19 protein-coding genes are annotated in these 23585 nt (G+C 40.4%); 8 read left to right on the top strand and 11 right to left on the bottom strand.

The window, feature by feature from the left end:
* Nucleotides 1-53: 53 nt before the first annotated feature.
* Complete coding sequence (locus tag C3F34_RS04225) at nucleotides 54-524, top strand: GNAT family N-acetyltransferase (protein WP_322873845.1); 471 nt, start codon at nucleotides 54-56, stop codon at nucleotides 522-524.
* A 13-nt stretch (nucleotides 525-537) separates the two neighbouring features.
* Here C3F34_RS04225 and C3F34_RS04220 read toward each other — a convergent pair whose 3' ends face one another.
* From C3F34_RS04220 to C3F34_RS04190, 7 genes are all read right to left on the bottom strand, one after another.
* Nucleotides 538-1125: a tetratricopeptide repeat protein gene (locus C3F34_RS04220; RefSeq protein ID WP_044740063.1), complete on the bottom strand. Its 588-nt coding sequence runs from the start codon at nucleotides 1123-1125 to the stop codon at nucleotides 538-540.
* The gene (gene metW / locus C3F34_RS04215; RefSeq protein ID WP_016168236.1) at nucleotides 1122-1715 is read right to left on the bottom strand and encodes a methionine biosynthesis protein MetW; all 594 of its coding nucleotides are present in this window, start codon (nucleotides 1713-1715) and stop codon (nucleotides 1122-1124) included. Before metW ends, C3F34_RS04220 begins: the two co-directional genes overlap by 4 nt.
* Nucleotides 1715-2875 carry a homoserine O-succinyltransferase MetX gene (metX, locus tag C3F34_RS04210; protein ID WP_016168235.1) on the bottom strand — a complete coding sequence of 387 codons (1161 nt, stop codon included), beginning with the start codon at nucleotides 2873-2875 and terminating at the stop codon, nucleotides 1715-1717. Before metX ends, metW begins: the two co-directional genes overlap by 1 nt.
* 101 nt (nucleotides 2876-2976) lie before the next feature.
* Nucleotides 2977-4674: a 2-isopropylmalate synthase gene (leuA, locus tag C3F34_RS04205; protein WP_044740062.1), complete on the bottom strand. Its 1698-nt coding sequence runs from the start codon at nucleotides 4672-4674 to the stop codon at nucleotides 2977-2979.
* Between the two features lie 439 nt (nucleotides 4675-5113).
* Entirely contained in the window at nucleotides 5114-5797 is a 684-nt protein-coding gene (locus C3F34_RS04200) for a Fe2+-dependent dioxygenase (RefSeq protein ID WP_016168233.1), read from the bottom strand.
* Between the two features lie 103 nt (nucleotides 5798-5900).
* Entirely contained in the window at nucleotides 5901-8201 is a 2301-nt protein-coding gene (locus C3F34_RS04195; protein WP_044740061.1) for a TonB-dependent receptor, read from the bottom strand.
* Between the two features lie 215 nt (nucleotides 8202-8416).
* Nucleotides 8417-10564 carry a TonB-dependent receptor domain-containing protein gene (locus tag C3F34_RS04190; protein WP_044740060.1) on the bottom strand — a complete coding sequence of 716 codons (2148 nt, stop codon included), beginning with the start codon at nucleotides 10562-10564 and terminating at the stop codon, nucleotides 8417-8419.
* A 269-nt stretch (nucleotides 10565-10833) separates the two neighbouring features.
* Here C3F34_RS04190 and tig point away from each other — a divergent pair, with 269 nt between their 5' ends.
* The 4 genes from tig (at nucleotide 10834) to C3F34_RS04170 (ending at nucleotide 15181) form a co-directional block, all read left to right on the top strand.
* A complete protein-coding gene (tig, locus tag C3F34_RS04185; RefSeq protein ID WP_044740059.1) occupies nucleotides 10834-12165 on the top strand; it encodes a trigger factor in 1332 nt (443 codons plus the stop codon).
* A 190-nt stretch (nucleotides 12166-12355) separates the two neighbouring features.
* Nucleotides 12356-12961 carry an ATP-dependent Clp endopeptidase proteolytic subunit ClpP gene (clpP, locus tag C3F34_RS04180; protein WP_016168229.1) on the top strand — a complete coding sequence of 202 codons (606 nt, stop codon included), beginning with the start codon at nucleotides 12356-12358 and terminating at the stop codon, nucleotides 12959-12961.
* 28 nt (nucleotides 12962-12989) lie between these two features.
* On the top strand, nucleotides 12990-14300 hold the full coding sequence (gene clpX, locus C3F34_RS04175; RefSeq protein ID WP_044740058.1) for an ATP-dependent protease ATP-binding subunit ClpX: 1311 nt from the start codon (nucleotides 12990-12992) through the stop codon (nucleotides 14298-14300).
* 167 nt (nucleotides 14301-14467) lie between these two features.
* Complete coding sequence (locus C3F34_RS04170; protein ID WP_044740057.1) at nucleotides 14468-15181, top strand: DUF2846 domain-containing protein; 714 nt, start codon at nucleotides 14468-14470, stop codon at nucleotides 15179-15181.
* Nucleotides 15182-15186: 5 nt separating this feature from the next.
* Here C3F34_RS04170 and C3F34_RS04165 read toward each other — a convergent pair whose 3' ends face one another.
* The 3 genes from C3F34_RS04165 to C3F34_RS04155 all read right to left on the bottom strand — a co-directional run bounded on the left by C3F34_RS04165 (nucleotide 15187) and on the right by C3F34_RS04155 (nucleotide 18810).
* Nucleotides 15187-15735 (bottom strand): DUF2059 domain-containing protein, encoded by a 549-nt coding sequence (locus C3F34_RS04165; RefSeq protein WP_016168226.1) that lies wholly within the window; start codon nucleotides 15733-15735, stop codon nucleotides 15187-15189.
* Between the two features lie 107 nt (nucleotides 15736-15842).
* Nucleotides 15843-17369 (bottom strand): fumarate hydratase, encoded by a 1527-nt coding sequence (locus C3F34_RS04160; RefSeq protein ID WP_016168225.1) that lies wholly within the window; start codon nucleotides 17367-17369, stop codon nucleotides 15843-15845.
* A 535-nt stretch (nucleotides 17370-17904) separates the two neighbouring features.
* The gene (locus C3F34_RS04155) at nucleotides 17905-18810 is read right to left on the bottom strand and encodes a helix-turn-helix transcriptional regulator (protein WP_104441119.1); all 906 of its coding nucleotides are present in this window, start codon (nucleotides 18808-18810) and stop codon (nucleotides 17905-17907) included.
* A gap of 182 nt (nucleotides 18811-18992) precedes the next feature.
* Between C3F34_RS04155 and C3F34_RS04150 the strand changes: the two genes are divergently transcribed.
* The 3 genes from C3F34_RS04150 (at nucleotide 18993) to C3F34_RS04140 (ending at nucleotide 21305) form a co-directional block, all read left to right on the top strand.
* On the top strand, nucleotides 18993-19898 hold the full coding sequence (locus tag C3F34_RS04150; RefSeq protein WP_044738694.1) for a DMT family transporter: 906 nt from the start codon (nucleotides 18993-18995) through the stop codon (nucleotides 19896-19898).
* A 57-nt stretch (nucleotides 19899-19955) separates the two neighbouring features.
* Nucleotides 19956-20570, top strand: coding sequence for a class I SAM-dependent DNA methyltransferase (locus C3F34_RS04145; protein ID WP_044738695.1), 615 nt, complete (start codon nucleotides 19956-19958; stop codon nucleotides 20568-20570).
* Nucleotides 20571-20723: 153 nt separating this feature from the next.
* Nucleotides 20724-21305, top strand: a complete 582-nt coding sequence (locus C3F34_RS04140; protein WP_044738696.1) for a class I SAM-dependent methyltransferase — start codon at nucleotides 20724-20726, stop codon at nucleotides 21303-21305.
* Between the two features lie 74 nt (nucleotides 21306-21379).
* Here the strand turns inward: C3F34_RS04140 and pta are convergent, their stop codons facing one another.
* Nucleotides 21380-23539, bottom strand: a complete 2160-nt coding sequence (gene pta / locus C3F34_RS04135; RefSeq protein ID WP_044738697.1) for a phosphate acetyltransferase — start codon at nucleotides 23537-23539, stop codon at nucleotides 21380-21382.
* Nucleotides 23540-23585 lie beyond the last annotated feature (46 nt).

Genomic DNA, 23585 nt, shown 5'->3' with positions numbered 1-23585 from the left:
TAATCTATGAAGATTAAAAGCAACAACTGACTTTGAATAAGAACAAGAGATAAATGAATATGATTCGTCCAGCCACTCATGCAGATTTAGAACAAATTGAGAGATTAATTCAGCCTTATATTGCCGACTTTGCCATAAGCCGTGAAGGTGAAGAAAAATTTTCTTCAGCCTCTATTTTAAAATTATTAAACACCGAACAGGTTCATTATTATGTATATGAACAGAATGAAGCAATTCTAGGCATCATTGCTTATAAAGAACCCGCTCATCTCGTACATTTTTTTGTAGATATTGCTGTACAGCAGCAGGGCATTGGTCGAAAGCTATGGAATTATGTTGTCGTGGAACTACAGCAAAATATCACTACGATAAGCGTAAATTCAAGTTGTTATGCGCAGCCTATTTATCAAAAATTTGGCTTTAAAGCTGTATCGGAGGTGATTGAAGCACATGGTTTAAGGTTTGTGATGATGCAAAAAAATACAACTGCCGAAAATAAAAAAGCACCCGAAGGTGCTGTCTAGCGTCAGTGCAATATTATTGCGCTTGAATCCATTTGTCTGCACGATCACGTGCCAAACGAATCTGGTCTTGGGTCAGGTTCGCTGCCAAAGCCGTCTTTTTACCTTCTGACATGGTAATGACTTTATTGTCGAGCATGCCATCACGCGTTGAAAGTTCATACCATTGGTAAGCACCAATATAGTTTTTCTTTTGCTCTTCCATCATGGCAAGATTGAAGCTGGCACGGTTGTCACCATGGCTGGCTGCCTTTTCAAAGTATTGGCGAGCCAAAGTTTCACTTTTGGCAACCCCAACGCCATCGGCATACATACGACCTACATTTAACTGTGCAGGGGATAAGCCCTGATCAGCAGCAGCTTTAAACCAAGCAAATGCCTGACGGTCATCTTGCTTTATGTCTTTACCCGTTTGGTATTTGGTGCCTAAGTAAAACTGTGCAGCAGGTTGACCTGCTTTTGCAGCTTTAATTAAGTTATCAATATCCATGGTTGAATATTGGGCAGCTTGACTAGAAATGGAAGTAGATGGCGAAACGTACTCAGCATGAGACTGAATGCTAAAAAGTCCAAAAACTAGTGTGCTTAATAATAATTTTTTCATAGCGCGCTCACTCGATAAATTGCGACTTCACCAAACAGATTTGGGATATGTTTACTGAGTAAACTACCTTGCTGATCCCCATTCACGGCGAGTCGATTAATTATTCGGATGTTGTTTTCTGCACAAAGTGCTTCAAAATCTCGAAAAGTACATAAGTGGATGTTTGGAGTATTATACCACATATAAGGTAATGCTTCTGAAACTGGCATCATTCCTTTCAAAGCCAAGAAAGAACGGGTCTTCCAATGCGCAAAGTTTGGAAAAGTAATAATCGCCTGTTTCCCCACACGCACCATATCACGTAATAATACGTCAGGCGCATCTACAGCTTGCAAAGCTTGTGCCATCACCACATAGTCAAAAGACTGGTCGGCAAAGCGACTTAAACCTAAATTTAAGTCCTGCTGAATAATATTTAACCCTCGGCTGATCGCAATTGCAATCTTTTCCTGATCAATTTCTAAGCCATATGCACGAATATTGTGCTGTTTACTCATATGAGCCAGCAATTCACCATCACCACAGCCCAAATCGAGGACTTTAGAGTCGGGTTTAATCCATGCTTCAGCGAGTTGATGATCGATACGCATTACACAACCTCCTTAGCGGTAGATTTAAGCTGTTCTTCACCACCTAAAAATGCACGTAATGATTTTACATAAAGCGGAATCGGGAATAAGAATGAATCATGACCTTGTTCAGCATCAATATCCAGATAGCTCACAGGCTTGTGATTACTAATGAGTGCATCCACAATTTCTTGTGAGCGTTCAGGAGTAAAGCGCCAGTCCGTGGTAAATGACACCACCAGAAACTTACATTGGGTCTGAGACATCGCTTGGGTCAATGAATGTTCATATTCACGTGAGGGATCAAAATAATCTAATGCCTTGGTCATAATTAAATAGGTATTGGCATCAAAGTTTCGGCTGAACTGTTCACCTTGATAACGCAAATAACTTTCAACTTGGAACTCAACATCAAAGCCATACATAAATTTGCCTGACTTTAAGTCACGACCAAACTTTTGTTTCATGGCTTCTTCTGATAGGTAGGTAATGTGGCCGACCATACGTGCCAAAATTAAGCCGCGTTTTGGATAGCTGTCATGTTCTAAGTAGCGACCTTGATGGAAGTCAGGATCAGACAAAATCGACTGACGTGCCACTTCGTTAAAGGCAATATTCTGTGCAGAGAGTTTTGGTGCGCTGGCAATGATCACACATTTCTGTAAACGCTCAGGATAATCCACCGACCACTGTAAAGCCTGCATGCCTCCCAAAGAACCGCCGATCACCGCATACCAAGTTTGAATGCCTAAGCGATCAGACAGCATGGCTTGGGTTTTAACCCAGTCACGCACGGTCACTAAAGGAAAATCTGGCCCATAAGGACGATTGTCATTTTCAGGATTTGGTGAGGTTGGACCTGTCGAGCCGCTACAGCCCCCAATGTTATTTAGGGCAACGACAAAGAACTTAGAGGTATCAATTGCTTTTCCAGGGCCAATACATGCATCCCACCAACCTGCTTTTTTATCATCTTCATGATGATAACCAGCAGCATGATGATGTCCCGATAAAGCATGGCAAATGAGAATGGCATTCGAGTGATCTGCGTTGAGCGTGCCGTAAGTTTCAACCATCATTTCGAAACGTGGTAAAACACGACCACATTCTAGTTCTAACGGCTCTTCGAATTGGAACCTTTGTGGGGTTACGAGACCCACTGAGTCAGCTGGAAAAGACACAGAAATACTTCGCCTTTAATTTTTTAGAACAATAAACAAAAGGATACCACTTGAGGGTATCCTTCTAAAGTCATTTTAATGCTAATCAATATTGTTAATACTTATACCGCAGCAGCAATCACTTGTTCAGTGCTGAGTACACCTTGATCAATCAAACGGTTGGTACACGCAAGGATCGCTTCAATTGACGAGGTGACTGTATTGTCATGAACACCGGCACCAAATGAACCTTTACCCGTACCTTTTACTTGAAGTTCAATTAAAGTTAAGGCTTTGGCATGTGCACCTGAACCAATACTGCGTTCTTCGTAGTTCAATACGTCAATTGGTAATCGAAGCGCATTCAAGAATGCAGAAATCGGTCCATTACCTTCGCCACGTAAATGTTGAATTTCACCATCAAGTTCTATTTCTAATTCAATGACTTGGTTGCCATTTTCATCAGACAAACGGTAATTTTTTGCTGAATAATGCGCATTTTTGGTTTCTACATACGTATCTTTGAACAAGCTCCAGATTTGCTGCGCTGAAACTTCGACACCTTCTTCATCCGCGACTTGTTGAACCACTTGTGAGAATTCGATTTGTAAACGACGCGGTAATACTACGTTGTAATTTGATTCTAACAAGTAGGCAATCCCGCCTTTACCAGATTGGCTGTTGACACGAATCACCGCATCATAGTCACGACCCAAGTCTTTCGGATCGATTGGTAAGTATGGCATATCCCAGATTTCTTCGTTTTTCTGGTATTCAAAGCCTTTCTTGATTGCATCCTGATGTGAGCCTGAGAATGCCGTGAAGACCAAGTCACCTGCATATGGATGACGTGGGTGTACAGGTAAACCAGTACATTCTTCAACTGTCGCAATCACTTCATTAATGTTCGAGAAGTCTAAGTTTGGTGCTACACCTTGGGTATACATGTTCAAGGCGATTGCGGCAACGTCCACGTTACCTGTACGCTCACCATTACCAAATACACAACCTTCTACACGGTCAGCACCCGCCATAATCGCCAATTCAGAAGCCGCGATACCACAGCCACGGTCATTGTGGCAGTGAACTGAGATGATCACGCCATCACGACGTTGGATATTACGATGCATCCATTCGATTTGGTCTGCATAAACATTTGGAGTCGATACTTCCACTGTTGCAGGCAAGTTTAAAATCACTTTATGGTCTGGGCGTGCATCCCAGATTTCAGTCACAGCATCACAGACATCTTTAGCGACTTCTAATTCAGTTGCAGAGAAACATTCTGGGCTGTATTGGAATACCCATTCAGTTTCTGGTTGTTGCGCTGCATATTCTTTAACTTTTGTCGCTGCGTTAATCGCTAATTGTTTTGCCCCTGCAACATCCACATTCAATACTTTTTGGCGGAATGTCGGAGAGTTAGAGTTGTAGATGTGCACAATCGCGCGTTTTGCACCTTGTAAAGATTCAAAAGTACGTTGAATCAAGTGATCACGTGCTTGAACTAAAACTTCAATGTAAACGTCATCTGGAATATGACCTTCTTCAATCAATTTACGCGTGAAATCAAAGTCGATTTGAGACGCAGAAGGGAAGCCAATTTCAATATGCTTAAAGCCAATTTTGACCAACATCTGGAACATTTTAAACTTTTGTTCCATATCCATCGGTTCAAAAATTGCTTGGTTACCGTCACGAAGGTCGGTACTCATCCAAATCGGCGCTTGGGTAATTTCGTTGTTTGGCCATTGACGGTCAGGCAAGTCTACACGCTGGTACATGCGACGGTATTTTTTACTTGGATCAGCCAACATCATGAGGAACTCCTTGTGTAGTGCCCGTTGCTCAGTATTATTAAAATGCAACGCACTACTTATATATGGTATCTATTTCAACAAAATTAAAGGGATATTCAGGGGGTTTTGCTCAAAAAAGCAAAAATTTTTATACGCGCGCGTGGCGCAGCATCAGGAGATTCATTTGAGGTTGAGCGTGAGTCGGAAAAGCAAAAATATCATTCGTTTTCATCATGTAACCATCAAGATCAATAGGGTAATTTTACTTGTGCAAGCATTCGCAGAGTACTTGATTGAGTCTAGGCGAAAATTGCATGCAGTGCAAAAAGTTCATAATTTATTCTAATAGGATTGTAAGGGAAATGTTTTTCTAATTTTGCAGTATTATTTGAATATTAGAAAAAATTTCCCAAGATAGATTTATTTTTTGAAAAATATAATAACAAAGTGCTTTAACTAATTATAATTCTGACCACATTCGTATCAAGTTGTGATAAATGTTGGTCAGTTTCATGACTTCAGGATAAGCATCATCATGATCCTTACGTAATTGACGAATACTTTCATCAAGATTAAAGAGTAGATGGCGTTTCTGGTCATCACGAATCAAACTTTGTACCCAGAAAAATGAAGCAAAACGTGTACCGCGAGTAATGCTACTGACTTCATGCAAACTGGTTGCTGGGTAGAGTACGACATCGCCAGCGGGTAACTTCACTTCATGATAACCATAGGTGTCTTCAATCACCAAATCACCACCATCGTATTCTTCGGGTTCACTTAAAAATAATGTACAAGATAAATCTGTACGCATTTGTTGTGAAGTTCCACGAATCAGGCGAATTGAGTTATCAACATGAAAACCAAAACTTTCATGTTCATCATAACGATTAAACAGTGGGGGAATAATTTGATGTGGCAATGCAGCGGCTTGAAAAACTGGATTTTTCCAAATGGCTTGAATCACCAACTCACTTAAGTGATGGGTGAGGGGATCATTTTCCGAAAGTTGTTGATTTTGTTTGACTGAGGCAGAAAGGGTACCTGCTGTTACTTTCCCACCTACCCAATTTGCTGTTGCCATTAATTGGCGAAATTCAGCGACTTGTTCTTTGGATAAAACATTTGGAATGTGATGAATCACAGCCTATATCCTTCTAAATAAATGGTTATAAAAATAGCCTCTGAGCAGAGGCTATTTTATCTTAATTTAAGTTAATTCCATAATTAATTTATGGGATTGAATCTTAGTATTTAAAGTTAATGGCTAATACGGCATTGCGGCCATTGCCTTCAAATGCGTAGTGAGCTGCGTGTGCGCTCGTGAAATAATGTTTATCAGAAATATTATTCACGTTAAGCTGAACATTCACATTGCGGTTCACATCATATTTTGCCATGGCATTGTAAATGGTATAGGTCGGTAAGTATTTTGGTGCAGTTGTGTTTACATAAACTTGATCACGATATTCAGCACCCGCGCCCAAAGTTAATTTCGGCATAACACGATAAGTTGACCATAAAGTTGCGCTGTTTTTTGCAACGAATGGCAGTGGCTTACCTTCTTGTGCAATTGAATTGTATGCCGCTTTGGTAATTTCACTGTCTAAATAGCTATAACCTGTTGAAACTTCCCATTTGTTGGTGATTTTACCGTTTAAGCTAACTTCGAAACCATCAACACGGCTTTCACCTGCATTAGCAGAAGTAGTTGAATCAATTTGAATGCGAGTATTTTGCTTTTCAGTACGGAAAATTGCAGCAGTTAAGTTTGCACGATTATTAAATAAGTCCCATTTGGTACCAATTTCAAAAGTACGAGCTTCTTCTGGCTTGAGGGCATTGATGATATCCGTTGTACCTAAAGCGTTGTCACTGCTATCGCCTTCTGCAAGAACACCTACAGGGTTTGCAGAGGTTGCAAAACTGGTATAAATGCTACCATTTTCAGTTGGTTTATAAACTAAACCAGCTTGATAAGTGAAAAAGTCTGAATCACTTTCATATTTTGTCCCTTTAGGAATAGAGACTTCAGAAGTATAGGCACCATCTTTGGTTTTATAGACATCTTGATTATATTTTTTCTCGGTTTCAAATTTATCCCAACGGATGCCTAGGTTAAGCAACCATTGTGGGTTAAATTCAATACTGTCTAAAGCATACACAGACATTGTTTGACTACGCGTTGTAGACTGACCTTTAATACTGCCAATTGTATCGGTAAACAAACCATTACTTGGGTTGTTTAAGCCAGTACACCAACCATTCAGTGCAGCAGCGCTTGCATCACATGAATTGATATTAGATGTTAAGATTGTAGACGTAGTTTGACCAGCTGCATTGGTAAATGTGTGCATGCCTTGATCCGTTTCTTGTAGGCTCCATTCGGTTCCGACGTTAAACGAGTGATTTAATGCACCAGTATTGAATTTACCGCGTAATGACAATTGGTCACTATACGCATCGGTCTCTAAAATACGACTTAACGCACGTCGTGCAACAGTACCACGGTAAATGTTTCCTTTAGAGTCATCGGCATTGGTATAGATATAATCAGATTTAGATTTGTTATATGTAGCAATGTTTGCCAAGGTCAGATTTTCATTGAAATCGTGTTCAAGCTTAAACGTACCAATTTGGTTTTCACGTTTGTCAAAGTCACGTGCTTTCCAGCCATAGTAAGTTCCAGCTTTGACGCTTACAGGTTTACCATCGCCAGGATTAACAGTTACACCAGGAGGAGGTGTTGTTGGCTTTGCATTATTGAATGGAATACCCGCATCTGGTTCATCATTGCTACGCAAATAGTAATAACCAACAGAACCACGTGTGTCAGAGCCTAGACCAAAGGCGAGGCTAGTTGCGATACCAGCACGTGCAAATTCGGCTCCATCACTTTGTCCAGCTTTTTCATTTTCGTGCCCCATTACAATGACACGGCCAGCCATACCGTTACCGAAGTCTTTGTTGGCATCTAATTGAATGTGTTTATAGTTGTCGGTTCCGCCTTGAACGCTGCCTTGATAAGTGTCGCCTTCATGAGCAACTTTAGGAATCAGGTTAATGCTTCCGCCAACGCTACCACCACCACCAAGGGCAGAAGAAGAGCCTTTAATAACTTCAACTTGTTCGATGGCAAACATATCGCGGCTTTGTGACGTTGTATTACGAACACCATCAACATAAATAGAAGATTGACCGCTATAACCACGAATGTAAGGCATATCTGTAAACGGGGTACCGCCTTCACCAGCACCTAACGTAATACCAGGTTCATAGCGTAATGCTTCTAACAGTGTATTCGAGTTAGTTTCTTTGAGTAATTTTTGTGAAAGAACAGAAACTGATTTAGGTGTATCTTTTAGAGGCGCGACAAATTTAGCATTTGCAGATTGATCAACTTTTAAAGACTCTTCTTGAGTTGCTTCCGTGTGAATGGTTGGCAACTGAGCTGTTTCTTCTTGAGCAATAGCCGTAGTCGCAACAACTGATAATGATGAGGCAATTGCTGCCGACACTAATTTTTTCCGCGTTTTAATAAATGACATTTCTGAACTCACAAAGAGTAGTAAAAATTCTTATGCGAATAATAATAATTCTTATTTATTTTACCAATTATAAATGATTGGAATTGCCGATTAATGACTTTAAAGAAAATGTAAAAAATAATGATATTGTGTAATGATTTGTATATAAGTACATGATTTTATATAAATATAGAAAAACCCTGCTAAGGCAGGGTTTTTTATTGGGATTTTGAATTTTAGAAATCGTAAGAAATAGATAACCAGTAGTTACGCCCAGAGATATACGTTCCAGACATAGCAGATCCTATCGAAAGGTATTTATATGCTTGTTGTACATCACCATTTAGGTCGTAATAGTCCATGTATTCGGTAAAGTCTTTATCTAGCAAATTATTTACAGCCGCATTAATACGTATCTGATCATTGAGCTGATAACTACCACCCAAGTTAAATAGGTTATAGCCAGAGAACTCATTATCGGTTTGCTTTTGAATATTCAATGCATCACCTGTTTGGCTTTCTAAGTAGCGGGGACGACCAGACTGATATTCATGTTGTAACCATAGATCAAATGCATCATTGATGTGCCATGTCGATGTGAGGTTGAATAAATGTTTAGCCGTTGACTCAAGTGCATAACCTTTGTTTTCGCCTTTGGTAATCTCAGATTCGGTAAAGGTATAGGCAGCTTTAATATCCCATTCGGGAATGATTTGATATTTTAATGAGGTTTCGAGGCCATAGATTTCTGCCTCATCTGCATTAAAGCTCTTGGAATAAGATGTTACACCGTTGCCCAATCCAGAACAGTCACTGATACTGCAATTAAATTCTTTAGATATACTTTTATCTTTAACAACATTAAAGAATGCAGTGGTATTAAAATCGAATCGATCCGAAGGCTGATAATTTAAGCCTACTTCATAATTAACCGAGGTTTCAGGCTTTAAATCAGGATTGCCTAGAACTGGGGTGGTTCCTTGTCCACTAAAATTAATTATTCCATTGTGTAAAGCTTTAGCCGAAGGGGCTTTGTAACCCGTACTCACACCACCTTTAAGGGTTAAGGCATCTGTTGTGTTCCAGACCAGATAAGCGCGTGGACTAAAATGCCCACCAAAACCTGAGTGGTCTTCATAGCGTCCACCAAAGGTAAAATGCAGACTATCCATCAGGTTCCACTCATCTTCTGCATAGAATGAGTAAGAATCCTTCTCAAACTCAGCTCCTAGACCTGCTATATCATCCACACTTTCAGCTTTTTTATACTCTGTACCCAAGGTCAATTTGTGATTTCTGAGAGTTGTAATGATATGGCTATCCACAACTAAATCTGTATTCTCTAGTGTACGATCGCGCCCCGCATAAGCATTATTCGGAAAAGTATTGGTCGGAATCGTACGCCCAATTGTTTCCGTTTTGGTTTGGCTAATATAAGTGTTCCATGTCCCGAAGTCATAATTACCATCATGACCAAGTGAATATTGTTCGCGGTTAAATTTTAGCTCATCTTTATAGCCACGTGCGCGCGCAGAAGTATCTTGGGTGCCTAGGCGGTTATCTGCATTACTATAAGTTTGATTTGAATGGAAGGCATCGAGCCAAAGCGAATTTTGGTCATTCAAACTTAGATTTAATTTACCGCCAACATCATAGTTATCCGCTTCACTTGGACGAGGATCGCGTGAAGTCGAGCCAGCAACGATACGTTCAGAACTTTGGCGATCTAAATAGCTGCCACGAAGTTGTAGTCCAAGACGATTTTCAATAAGTGGGCCGTTAAGTAGGAAACTGGTTTTCCATGAGTCGGCTTCAGCTTTATGTTCCATTAAATTGCCACTTGCGGTGACATTACCATGCCATTCATTGCTGATTTTTTTTGTAATAATGTTGATGACACCACCCATCGCTTCAGAACCATAGCGCGTTGCCATAGGACCACGAATCACTTCAATACGCTCAATAGCGGAGAGCGGTGGAAGGAAGCCGTTTGAAGTTTCACCAAAACCGTTTGGTGTAACATCTGAGGAGGTTGTTTGGCGACGTCCATCAATCAAAATCAAGCTGTAATCATTCCCCAAACCACGCATTTTAATGTTTAAGCCCGCGGTTTTACCTACACCCGAGCGAATATCAATTCCTGGTACATCGGCCAGGAGGTCTGCAATACTTGTAGCATTTTTCTTTTCAATATCTTCTTTGGTGACCACGCTGATGCTGGCAGGCGCATTTTCAATATCTTGTTCAAATCCCGCTGCGGAAACCACAATGGTTGAAAGTTGATGCGTCGAAGAGGAGGTTTCTGAACTGCTTTCCGCAAAAGCAGAACTGGTGGATAAACCAAGTAGTGCAAGACTGAGTGGGCGAAGGTTGAACTTACTCATAAATAGAATTCCAAAGTTGGACGAGATAAATAACTGAAAATAAATATAAATGTGATATTTTTTGTATATAATAATGATAAGGCTTATCATTTGCAATAAAAGCCGTTTAAAAAGAGGAAAATGATCGGAAATTTAGAAAGGAAAACAAAAGAACAAAAGAAATCAGATAAAATCTTGTGGTTTAACTATCCAGTTTTGTATATCTTTAAATGTTGTCATATAATGTGGCACTTTTTTATAAACTGTTATTACTAAATTTCGAGGAAGCCATGCAAGTAACTTCTGAAGCGGTTTCGGGCGTTGCCCGTCGTTTAAATGTATCTGTACCGACGAGCCGTGTGAACGAGCAATTTGAAGCACGTTTAAAACGCACTGCTAAAACTGTAAAGATTAACGGCTTCCGTCCAGGTAAAGTGCCATTAAATGTAGTTCGCCGTGAATATGGCGCGGGTATTTACCAAGAAGTGGTAAATGACGTTATCCGTGACACAGTATTCGAAGCAATTCAACAAGAAAAAATCAATGCTGTTGGCATGCCAAACATTGATAAAGTAGAAAACAAAGACGACGCCCTTGTATACGAAGCGACTGTTGAAGTTTATCCAGAAGTTGAAGTGAAATTTGACGGTCTAGAAGTTGAACGTAAAGCATCTTCAGTAGAAGACAAAGACGTTGATCAAATGATCGAAAACCTTCAAAAGCAACGTGCTTCTTGGACTGAAACTAAAGGCATGGCGAAAAAAGACATGCAAGTAACTTTCGACTTTGAAGGTACTGTAGATGGCGAGAAGTTTGAAGGCGGCGCTGCTGAAGACTTTAAACTAGTTTTAGGTTCTGGTCGTATGATCCCTGGCTTCGAAGACGGTATCGTTGGTATGAAGAAAGGCGAAGAGAAAGTAATTGACGTTACTTTCCCAGAAGATTACCAAGCAGCGAACCTTGCAGGTAAAGCAGCACAATTCAAAATTACTGTGAAGCTTGTTGAAAAGCAAAAACTTCCAGAAGTTGACGCTGAATTCCTTCAAATCTTTGGTTTAACTGAAGAAGAAGGCGTTGAAAAGTTAAAAGCTGACGTGCGTAAAAACATGGAACGCGAAGTAAAAAATGGTCTTCGTAACCAAGTTAAAGGTGCGACTTTTGATGCATTAGTTGCTGCTAACGAAGTTGAACTTCCTGCTGCAATGGTTGCTCAAGAAATTGACCGTCAACGTCAACAAATGATCCAACAATTCACTCAACAGTTTGGTGCTCAAGGTGCTAAAGCATTTGACAGCAGCATGCTTCCAGATGAATTGTTCAAAGAGCAAGCTGAAAAATCTGTAAAACTTGGCGTATTGGTAAGCAAAGTATTGGCTGATGCTAAGCTTGAAGTTGACCAAGCTCGCGTTGAAGCTTACATCGAAGACATGGCTTCTTCTTACGAAGATCCAGCTGAAGTTATTGAATACTTCAAAAATGACAAACAACAACGTTCACAAATCGAAGCTGTTGTTTTAGAAGATCAAGTGGTTGATCACATTTTAGCAGCTGCGAAAGTAACTGATAAAACTGTTAGCTATGAAGAATTGTTGAAAGAGCAACAAGCTCGTCAACAAGGCTAATTAGCTTAAGTGAAAAAAGGCGCGTAAAGCGCCTTTTTTTATCTGAGCAGGGTATCGGCTTGTCCCAAATTCACAAAGTATATGCAAAAAATATCTGTTATTTAATGGGGAATATTTTGCAATTTCGGTCATTATCCCTCATATTGTGGATATGGGTTAAGTCACAAAAAATCTAGGAATAAATAAACGTATGTATGTTCCAACTATTGAAAACGCGTTAGTCCCAGTTGTAGTTGAGCAATCGTCTCGTGGTGAACGTTCATTTGATATTTTTTCGCGCCTTTTGCGTGAACGCGTTATTTTTTTAACGGGTGAAGTGGAAGACAACATGGCCAATTTAATTGTGGCGCAGATGTTGTTTTTAGAAGCAGAGAACCCAGATAAAGATATACACCTCTATATTAATTCACCAGGTGGTTCGGTGACAGCAGGTATGGCAATTTACGATACCATGCAGTTTATCAAGCCAGATGTAGTGACTTACTGTATGGGTCAAGCTGCATCAATGGGTGCATTCTTATTGAATGCGGGTGCAAAAGGGAAACGTTATTGTTTAGAAAATGCACGTGTTATGATTCACCAGCCACTTGGTGGTTTCCGTGGACAAGCATCGGATATTGAAATCCATGCACGTGAGATTCTTTTCATTAAAGAGCGTTTAAACCGTTTGATGGCAGAGCATAGTGGTCAAGACTATGAAACTGTGGCAAGAGATACAGACCGCGATAACTTTATGACTGCACAGGCAGCAAAAGAATACGGTCTTGTGGATGAAGTGCTTAGCAAACGTCCATAAGTTTTAAGATTTTAGTATTGGAGTAAATATGTCCGAACATCCTCAAGGACAAAAGCATTGTTCATTTTGCGGTAAAACGCAGTCTGAAGTCGGGAAACTGATTGCAGGTGAGGACGCATACATCTGTAATGAGTGTGTGGACGTATGCTTAGACTTAGTGCAAACCAGTCAACAGGTTGAATCTGGAGACTGGGCAGCGAAACCTTTGCCGAAACCTCAAGAAATTCGTGCTGCGCTAGATCAATATGTAATTGGTCAAGATGTTGCGAAGAAAACCCTGTCAGTTGCAGTTTACAACCACTATAAACGTCTTAAAGCGACACATAGTGGACATAAGCATGATGATGCAGTTGAGATTGCAAAAAGTAATATCTTGTTGGTTGGGCCAACAGGTTCGGGTAAAACCTTGCTTGCTCAAACTTTGGCACGTTTACTTGATGTTCCATTCGCGATGGCAGATGCAACGACACTGACCGAAGCAGGTTATGTCGGTGAAGATGTTGAAAACATCGTGCAAAAGTTATTGCAAAAAGCCGATTACGATGTAGAAAAAGCTCAAAAGGGCATTATCTATATCGATGAGATTGATAAAATCACGCGTAAATCTGAGAATCCGTCAATCACGCGTGATGTATCAGGTGAAGGTGTTCAACAAGCGTTGCTGAAAATGATTGAAGGTACGGTTGCTTCGATTCCACCACAAGGTGGGCGTAAACATCCGCAGCAAGAATTCATTCAAATTGATACATCTAACATCTTATTTATCTGTGGTGGTGCATTCTCTGGTTTAGAGAAAATTGTGCAACAGCGTCAAGAGAAAGGCGGTATTGGTTTTACCGCAGATGTGAAGAAAAAAGATGAAAGCAAACAGCTTTCAGATTTGTTCCGTCAAGTGGAAGCAACAGATTTAGTCAAGTTCGGTTTAATCCCTGAATTCATTGGGCGTTTACCTGTTATTGCAACATTAGATGAGCTAGATGAAGAAGCATTAATGCAAATTCTGACAGAACCAAAGAATGCATTAACGCGTCAGTATCAGCATTTGTTCGATATGGAACATGTAGATCTTGTGTTTGAAGATTCGGCATTACGTGCAGTCGCGAAAAAAGCGCTTGAACGTAATACGGGTGCACGTGGTCTGCGTTCAATTTTGGAAAATGCCTTACTTGAAGTGATGTATGACTTACCAAGCCGTACAGATGTGGGCACTGTTGTGGTGAATGAAGCCGTCATTAACGGTACTGCTAAACCTGAATTACTGCCTGAACGTCAACCGAAGACAGCGACTGAAGATGCAAACAAAGTTGATTTAAAAGTGATTAACTCAAAATCTGCTTAATTTGTTATTCGTCTGAAACGTGCGGAAATTTATGATTTCCGCACGTTTTTTTATTTGCAAGCCAAAAACTGAATGTTAATCTTGGGCAAAGGCGAGGATGCCTAAAAAATGGAAACTATCCAAGATCCACCCTAATAAATAAAAGAAATACGCGGTGAGGGAAAATCATGCGTTCGTTTTATCTTATCTTATGCAGCAGTTTATTTTTATTCGGATGCCATAAGCAGGCAGTTTTAGAACACCCTGAATTAAGCTCGACACTCCATCCCGTGGATACCGGTCAGGCCCCTGGAATGGTTGAACAATACCGATTTGGGATGACTTCGGTGGGTGGTTGGGTTAATCAAAAATTAGGTCAACGTTATCATCCTGTGCAAGCGCAGCATAATCAAGCTGCCGTGGTTTATCTCTATCGTCCCGACAGTCGTTGGAATCGTCAAGAAATTGTGGCTTCCAGTCTTTTTATCAATAAATATCGAATTCCGAGTTTGCTGAATAATCATTATTACTGGTTGGAGCTTCCTGCTGGAACTTATCGTTTATCGAGTAGCCGACCTTTAGGCATTCAGCATTTTCAAAAACCTAAATATTTAGATTTCACCGTTGAAGCGGGTAAGAGTTATTACGTGAAATATGATGAAGAAAATCTGAGTACACGTAAGGAAGTCTCGGGTCCCTTAATTTTGATGCCTAACTCGATTGGGCAAAATGAAATCGCATTTACCCAACTGAAATCTGCAAGTTATAACTTTGTTGCGCAAGACCAACAAACAGGCGAGTTGCGTCATAAAGCACAAAAAATTAAAGCAGCAAAATATGATACTCAATCTGATGTGCAACTTACACAACCCTTTAAAATTTGGGATATTCGTACATGGTAATCAGCTTATTTGTTCTTTTTCAACTGTTTGAATAATGGCTCAAGTGTTTTTGCAACTTGCTGATTGATTTCGTTTTGCGTTGCAGGATCTTGCATCATTTGAGCCGACATCTCGATACTGTTGCGCATGATTTCACTCATCATTTTGCTACTTTTCTTATTAATTGATTGTCCAATCGGGGTTTCTAGGAACTGAATATTGGCAAGTACTTCTTCTTCAGTAAAGGTCTGCATATAAACATCTTTTAGCATTTGCATAAATTTTGGATCAGAAATCAATTTATTGCTAAAAGATGCAGTGATATCCGCAATTTGCTGGGCGGCTTTTTGTTGTTCTGTATTCAGCGCGGTTGTTTTGAACATATTTTTGAGCATTTCTTCTGCTTGTTGTTCATAAACAGGACGCATTTCTTGTTGGGATTGAGCCAAAGTCCCTTTAATGTCACCAAGTAGTAGGGCTTTTTCGACAGATGCTTCAGTTGCAGGTTTTGCGAAAGTGCTGAAACTGAGCGTGCAAAGTGTAAGTGTCGTCAGGATATGGCTTAATTTTTTCATGATATTTAGAATGAACGATAGTTTTAGAAAGAGAAATTTTGGGCAAAAAAATACCCTTAACAAGACCTTAGCATGTTAAGGGTATTGAAAAAAGCAAAACTTAGGGTTTAGCCTGCTGCAGCATCCACTACAGGAATTTTACCAATTTTCGCTTGCCAGATTTTCGGTGCAGTTGCATGTACCGATGTACCATTCACATCAACCGCAACCGATACAGGCATATCTTTCACAACAAATTTGTAGATTGCTTCCATACCTAAGTCAGCAAAGGCAACCACTTCGGCTTCACGAATTGCTTTAGAAACAAGGTAAGCCGCACCACCTACAGCCATAAGGTAAGTTGCTTTGTTATCTTTGATGGCTTCAACTGCCGCTGGACCACGGTCAGCTTTACCAATCATACCGAACATACCAGTCGCTTCTAAAACTTGGCGAGTGAACTTGTCCATACGCGTTGCTGTTGTTGGACCAGCAGGACCAACCACTTCATCGCCTACAGGATCGACAGGGCCAACGTAGTAAATGAATTTACCTTTAAGGTCAACTGGAAGCTCTTCACCATTGTTCAACATGTCAACCATACGTTTGTGCGCAGCGTCACGACCTGTATAGATTGTACCGTTAAGCAATAATGTGTCGCCTGGTTGCCATGCGTTCATTTCTTCTTGAGTAATCGTATCTAGGTCAACACGTTTAGAACTTGAAGAATCCCAAGTCACAGAAGGGTAGTCTTCAAGTTTTGGTGCTTGAATGTGTGCAACACCTGAACCATCTAATTGGAAGTGCGCATGACGAGTGGCTGCACAGTTTGGAATCATGCCGACTGGTTTGCCTGCAGCGTGGCAAGGGTAGTCTTTGATTTTAATATCAAGAACGGTAGTTAAACCGCCAAGACCTTGCGCACCAATACCAAGAGCATTCACTTTTTCGAAGATTTCGATACGAAGTTCTTCAAGTTTGTTCTGTGGACCACGACGAAGTAATTCGTCCATGTTGAGTTCTTCCATGAGTGATTCTTTTGCAAGCATCATGGCTTTTTCAGCAGTACCACCAATACCAATACCGAGCATACCTGGAGGACACCAGCCTGCACCCATAGTCGGAACAGTTTTAAGTACCCAGTCTACAATTGAGTCAGATGGGTTAAGCATGGCAAGCTTAGATTTGTTTTCGGAACCGCCACCTTTGGCAGCAACCGTAATATCTACTTTGTTGCCTGGAACAAGTTTGTGATAAATCACAGCAGGGGTGTTGTCTTTGGTGTTTTTACGACCAAAAGCAGGATCAGCTAAAACAGATGCACGAAGTACGTTTGAGTTCTCTAAGTAACCTTGGCGTACACCTTCATTAATTGCATCATCGAGGCTCATGGTTAAATCAAATTTAACATCCATGCCCACTTCAACAAATACGTTAACAATACCAGTATCTTGGCAGATTGGACGATGACCTTCTGCACACATACGAGAGTTAATCAAGATTTGTGCAATGGCGTCTTTCGCAGCTTTGTTTTCTTCACGGTCGTACGCACGGCTCATCGCTTGGATGAAGTCTTGTGGGTGATAGTACGAAATGAATTGAAGCGCGTCCTTGACCGAAGTGATCAAGTCATCTTGCTTGATAATAGTTGTCATATCAAATATCTCTTGAGCGGGCTGTTAGCTAGCGGGCTAAATTATAAGGTATAACGTTACGGTTGTGGGTGTTTTGCTGAATTTTTGGGCTAAAGTTTAATGGATAAAATCGGTTATCAAGAACACCATCTTTCAGTAGAGATATTTGTGTAAACAGGTTCCATCATTTGAAAAGTTCAATGATGGTTGAAGGAGATAAACTTAAGATATTGAATTGATTGTCTTTAGTGTGTGGAAAATTTGAGTGAGTTTTAAAATGACAGGATTGTCATAAATTTGTCATAAAAACTTCACATAATAAGCGCATTCCAAAATAGAGCATTTTGTTATGACATCTGCAATTCTAATGGTTGTTGGTTTTAGTTGTTTTATTGCTGCAACATGGTTTTACGGTCAAAAAGAAGATCAGGCTTAAGCTTTATCTTCTTTTTTTGTTTTAAGCTTTCTTCAAATCTTCAAATCTTCAAATCTTCAAATCTTCAAATCTTCAAATCTTCAAATCTTCAAATCTTCAAATCTTCAAATCTTCAAATCTTCAAATCTTCAAATCTTCAAATGTCTCTTTTAAAGACGAGGTTTTTCCCATTTTCAGCATTTGCGAAGGCGAATAGCCAAAGTGGTTTTTAAAACGATGACTAAAATGGCTGCTGGAACTAAATCCATATTGCGTAGAAACTTCTGTGATCGTGGCAGTGGTGGTTTGTAATGTCTGATGTGCCAATTCCAGTCGTCGTAGCATCACATATTGATGCGGTGGCATATGCATGGACTGTTTAAACATATGCGCAAAGTGATACTCACTGAGCTGGGTTTGTTCTGCTAAATCGGACAGGGTTAAACTTAAATGTAGATGCTGATCAATCCATTGTAAAAGTTGTTTAAGGATATAAGGTGATAGGCCCCCTTTGACTTCAGGAGCTTGCCACTCAGTATGACTATAATTTTTAATTAAATGGTTAAGCAGTAGCGTGGTGGCAGTACTCATCTGCAAATGGTTTTCACGGTTTTGCCAGGCACTATTGAGTAAAAAGTGTCGATAAATCATCGCAATTTGTGGATCGGCGACAAAACTTTGTGGATTTAACTGTATTTGGCTTGGTTCACGGTCCCAGACTTGTTCTGCCACGCGTTTTAAGTGTTGTTCAGTGTAGTACAAATGCACGAAGGTCAGTGGATCACGTAGATCCCATGTTGAGTCAAAATCCTGTGGTAACAGACACATATGGTCGGGTCCACCACCATTCTGCCAACCGCGCGCGGTCTTTTGATAACTGTGATATCCACCCTGAATGTACATACTTAAAGTGTGGTGATTGCTACAGACCTGTACGCAGTCTTGGTTATTTTGCCACATGGCGAGCTGCATGCCTGAACCCAATTCGACTGAGTCGAGAAGTTGGGCTTTGTGTTGTTGTAATTGATCTAGAATCTGATATTTCATCTTCTACACGCAGTGCCAAATTGAGTAACTAGTGTAGGACTTCTATTCGGTCTTGTCATCCGTAGGCAAAATTCGGTAAAAAAAATCACAAGTTGATGATAGTGACCGCAAGAAGCTGCAAGTATTGAGTGTCTTTGTTTCGAGATAATGTGCTTAAGATCATTAGCTTGGGTTGAAATTGAATGAATGCGCTTTTATATGCTTTGGTTGTGGTAATTTGGGGCACAACATGGATTGCCATTAGTCTGCAACAACAAAGCGGTATATCTGCCAATGTGGCGGTGTTCTGGCGTTTTTTTATTTCAGCAATTGTCTTGTTTGCTTTTATTGCCTTTTGGCGTAAATTGCAAAAACTGACAGTGAAAGATCATCTGTTTTGCATGTTACAGGCCTGCTGTATTTTTGGTTTTAACTTTGTCTGTTTTTATTATGCAGTGCAATATGTCAGCAGTGGCTTAGAAGCCGTGATTTTTTCCATGGCGGTCATCTTCAACACTTTGAATGCCAAACTATTTTTTGCACAGCAAATTCCGTCTCGATTCTATCCTGCGGCTTTACTTGGAGTGCTCGGGATTGTTGCTTTGTTTTGGCAGGATGTGATTGGCACTACATTAAATAGTCAAACTTTACTTGGGATATCACTGTGTATGATCGGAACCTATGGCTTCTCGCTGGGTAATATGATTAGTACACGCCATCAGAAAAATGGATTGGATATTTTTACGACCAATGCCTACGGTATGTTGTATGGTGCTTTTTTAATGACATTGATTTCATGTGTACAACAGGACGACTTTTTCCCAACAATGCCTTTAAGTGCAATTTCGGCTTTAATTTATTTAGCAATTTTTGGTTCAGTGATTGGTTTTACTGCTTATTTCTATTTGGTGGGGCGTATTGGTTCGGGCAAAGCAGCCTATAGTACTTTGTTATTTCCGTTGGTGGCTTTAGTGATTTCAACGGTGTGGGAAAGTTATCAATGGCATTGGAATGCAATGATTGGGGTGGTGCTAATTTTATCTGGTAACGCAATTTTCTTTGTTAAAATGCCACAGTCAAAGAGTATGCAACTTTCAAAACAAAGCTGAGTTTTGTACAAATTATAAAGAATATCATTCATGTCTTTAACATAAATAAGAAACGTGATGCCAAACAATCATTTATCAAAAAATATTATTGAGCTTTATCGGAAATACGCCCGCGAATGGGTGGCATTGCGTGGAGAATGGTTATTTGAAAAAGTGTGGTTAGATCGCATGTTGGCTTTGCTGCCAGATCAGGCAAATGTTCTGGATTTAGGCTGTGGGTCGGGGAAACCGCTTGCTACTTATTTAATTGAACAGGGTTGCGCAATTACAGGGGTAGATAGTTCCGAGCTAATGTTACAAATGGCACGAGCAAACTTTCCTGAACAAATGTGGCTTCAGGCGGATATGCGGCAATTTAATTTAGCGCAAAAATTTGATGCAATTTTGGCGTGGGACAGCTTTTTTCATTTGACGCAAGACGATCAACGGCAGATGTTTGCGCAATTTGCACGACATGCCAAACAGGGAACAATATTGATGTTTACTAGTGGTCCTGCACATGGAGAGGCAATCGGAGAGCTGTTTGGAGAGCCTTTATATCATGCCAGTTTAGCCCCAGAAGAATATCGTCATTTATTGGCTCAATATGGCTTTGAGGTGCTGAATATGGTGGTAGAAGATCCTGAATGTACGGAACATACAGTGTGGTTGGCACAAAAGGGGAGCCAATAGGAGATTTTTTTGAAGAATTAACTTGGATGTATTGGGTATCCAATCTGAGTTTTTACGGAAATTTCCACTCTCTTAATTGAGAAGATGAAATCTGATTATGGCATGAAAGTTGTATTATCCTGTTTTGGTAATTTTAATAATAAATAAGAATATATGGATACTTCTTTTGCTGAGCTGACTCAAAACTTACCGCATCGCCCTATTTTAGACAAAGCATTGAGTTATTTTGATGATCTCCCCAAAATAGCGATCGATTGTGGATGTAGTGCGGGAAATGAATCCACATTTCTGCTCCAGCAGAATTTTATAGTGCACGCCTTTGATCCATCTGTTCAGGCAAGGGATATCTGTCTTCAAAAATTTGCAGAGCATAATAATTTTATTTTTGCCCTTGACCGTTTTGAAAGCTATGAATTTCCTAGAGCGAGTTTAATTATTGCTTTATTTAGCTTGTTTTTCTGTGCTCCACATAGGGTGGACTATGTTTTAGAAAAAATTTCGAATGCATTATTCCCAGAGGGAATATTTTTACTTCAAGTGTTGGGAAAGGACGATACTTGGGTAGTACAAGAATCTACACAATTTGCTGGTTTTGAGCGTCGACAGCTTGAACAGAAGTTTTCAAAAGAATTTGAGATTTTATGGATGGATGAGCTGAAAGGCTATAAGCCCTTGGCAAATGGGACTCTGAAATTCTGGCATTTCTACACTTTAATTCTGAAAAAGAAAAAATGATTTTTGGATCGGATATTAAATTTTCCACAAAAAAACCACTCTCGAAAGAGTGGTCTGGAAAACTGGAAAATTGTTTAAGAAGCTTTGCTAGCTTTGGCTTCAACTTGTTGTTCGGCTTGAATCGCAGTAAGTGCAATTGTGAACACAATATCATCCACCAACGCACCACGGGACAAGTCATTCACAGGTTTGTTCAAACCTTGCAACATTGGGCCGACGCTTACAACATTGGCAGAACGTTGTACTGCTTTGTAGGTGGTATTACCTGTATTTAAATCTGGAAAAATAAATACATTGGCGCGGCCCGCAACTTTAGATTCCGGCGCTTTCGAGCGACCAACACTTTCAACAGATGCTGCATCGTATTGTAAAGGACCATCAATCAGTAAGTCAGGGCGGCGTTGTTTTGCAATGGCAGTTGCTTGAGCAACTTTCTCGACATCTGCACCTGCACCCGAAGTTCCAGTAGAGTAGGAAATCATGGCAATACGCGGGTCAATACCAAAAGCTTTTGCCGAGTCTGCGGATTGAATGGCAATTTCTGCTAGTTGTTCCGCATCTGGATCTGGATTAATTGCACAGTCACCGTATACGTAGACTTCATCAGGTAACAGCATAAAGAACACTGAAGAAACCAAAGAATATTCAGGTGCAGTTTTGATCAACTGGAATGCAGGGCGAACTGTATTGGCTGTAGTATGTACTGCGCCAGAAACCAAACCATCGACTTGATCGAGCGCCAACATCATGGTGCCTAAAACGACGGTGTCTTGTAATTGTTCACGGGCTTGTAATTCGTTGATTTTGCCTTTACGTAACTCGACCATTTGCCCGACATAGTTTTCACGAATCAGATCTGGGTCAATAATTTCAAGGTCAAATGGTAATTCGATATTACGTGCTTTCGCGACTTCAACCACAGCTTCTGGCTTAGCCAAAAGAATACAATGGGCAATGCCACGTGATTGGCAAATTGCAGCGGCTTGAATCGTACGTGGTTCATCACCTTCAGGTAACACAATACGCTTTTTGGCATGAATAGATTTTTGTACCAGTTCATGGCGGAAAGCAGAAGGAGAGAGGCGTGGATTATAAGCACCCTTCAAAAGCTGAGCTAACCATTCTTCATTAATATGACTTGAGACAAAGCGAGTGACTTGCTCTGCACGTTCAGTGTCATCCACTGGAATTTCATTGCTTAAGTTCATTAAGCTTTGCGCTGTTTCAAACGTACTGAGTGAAGTGTGTAAGATCGGTAAGCCTTGTTTAATTGCAGCTTGGCAGAAATCTAGAATTTGGCTATTAGGTGCATGATGTTCAGTCAATAATAGACCTGCAAGCGGCGTTCCATTACTGCTGGCTAAGCCACTTGCCAGCAAAACATCAATACGGTCTGAAGCACTAATAATTAATTCGCCTGCAACAAACTTATCCAGTTCGTGTTCAATATTGGCTGCAATCAGGCTGCTGTGTAGAACACGGCGTTGTAAGGCTTCACCTTGGCTAATCCATTCAGCTTGTAAATTGGCTGCCAAATCAGACATGCGCGGTACACTCAGTGTGTTGCTGAATGGTACCAGACCAATCACAGGTAACTGCGCTGTACCAATATGGGCATGAGTTTTTTGAATATCTGCTACAAATTTGTTGGTATCACTTACTAAGCGTAGGCTTGGATCGAAGGTTAATGGAATTTGCGCAGAACCTTCAGGCAAGCCTTTGGTGCGCATGAATAGCACCCCAGCAGTACGGTCACTTGATGCGCCACCAAAATGACGTAGTTGAGCTTCAACTTTTTCCGCTGATGCAGAGGCTTTATGAATATCTGCATTACTCACGATGATGACTTTTGCATCTAAGGCTTTTGCTAAAGCAGAGTTCAGTTCAGAGGCAAAAGCATCACGTGCATTTGGTAATAACCCTTCAACGATAATGATGTCATGTTTTTTCGCAATTTGACGATGTAGACGAACGGCTTCTTCGAGTAATTCATCACTTTCGCCACAGTTTAATTGCTGAGTGACGGTTGCATAAGGAATAGGTTCAACTGTTTCACTTTTGGTAAGATGCTGAAAAAGTGCACTGGTGCGATCAGCTTCAATTTTAGTTTCTTGAGAAAAAGGTTTAAGAAAGCCCGCTTTAACACCTTGGCATTCTAAAGCATAACTTAAACCTAAACATGCCGATGTTAGGCCAACGCCTTCACCAGTTGGGACTAAAAGAATTGTTTTCATAGTCGTTATGTATTCATTAAAAAAAGGAAAGGCAGTCAAGGCGCGA

The organism is Acinetobacter sp. ACNIH2, from assembly GCF_002934965.1.
Classification (GTDB): Bacteria; Pseudomonadota; Gammaproteobacteria; order Pseudomonadales; family Moraxellaceae; genus Acinetobacter; species Acinetobacter tandoii.
This window is presented reverse-complemented; position numbering and strand designations above follow the sequence as displayed.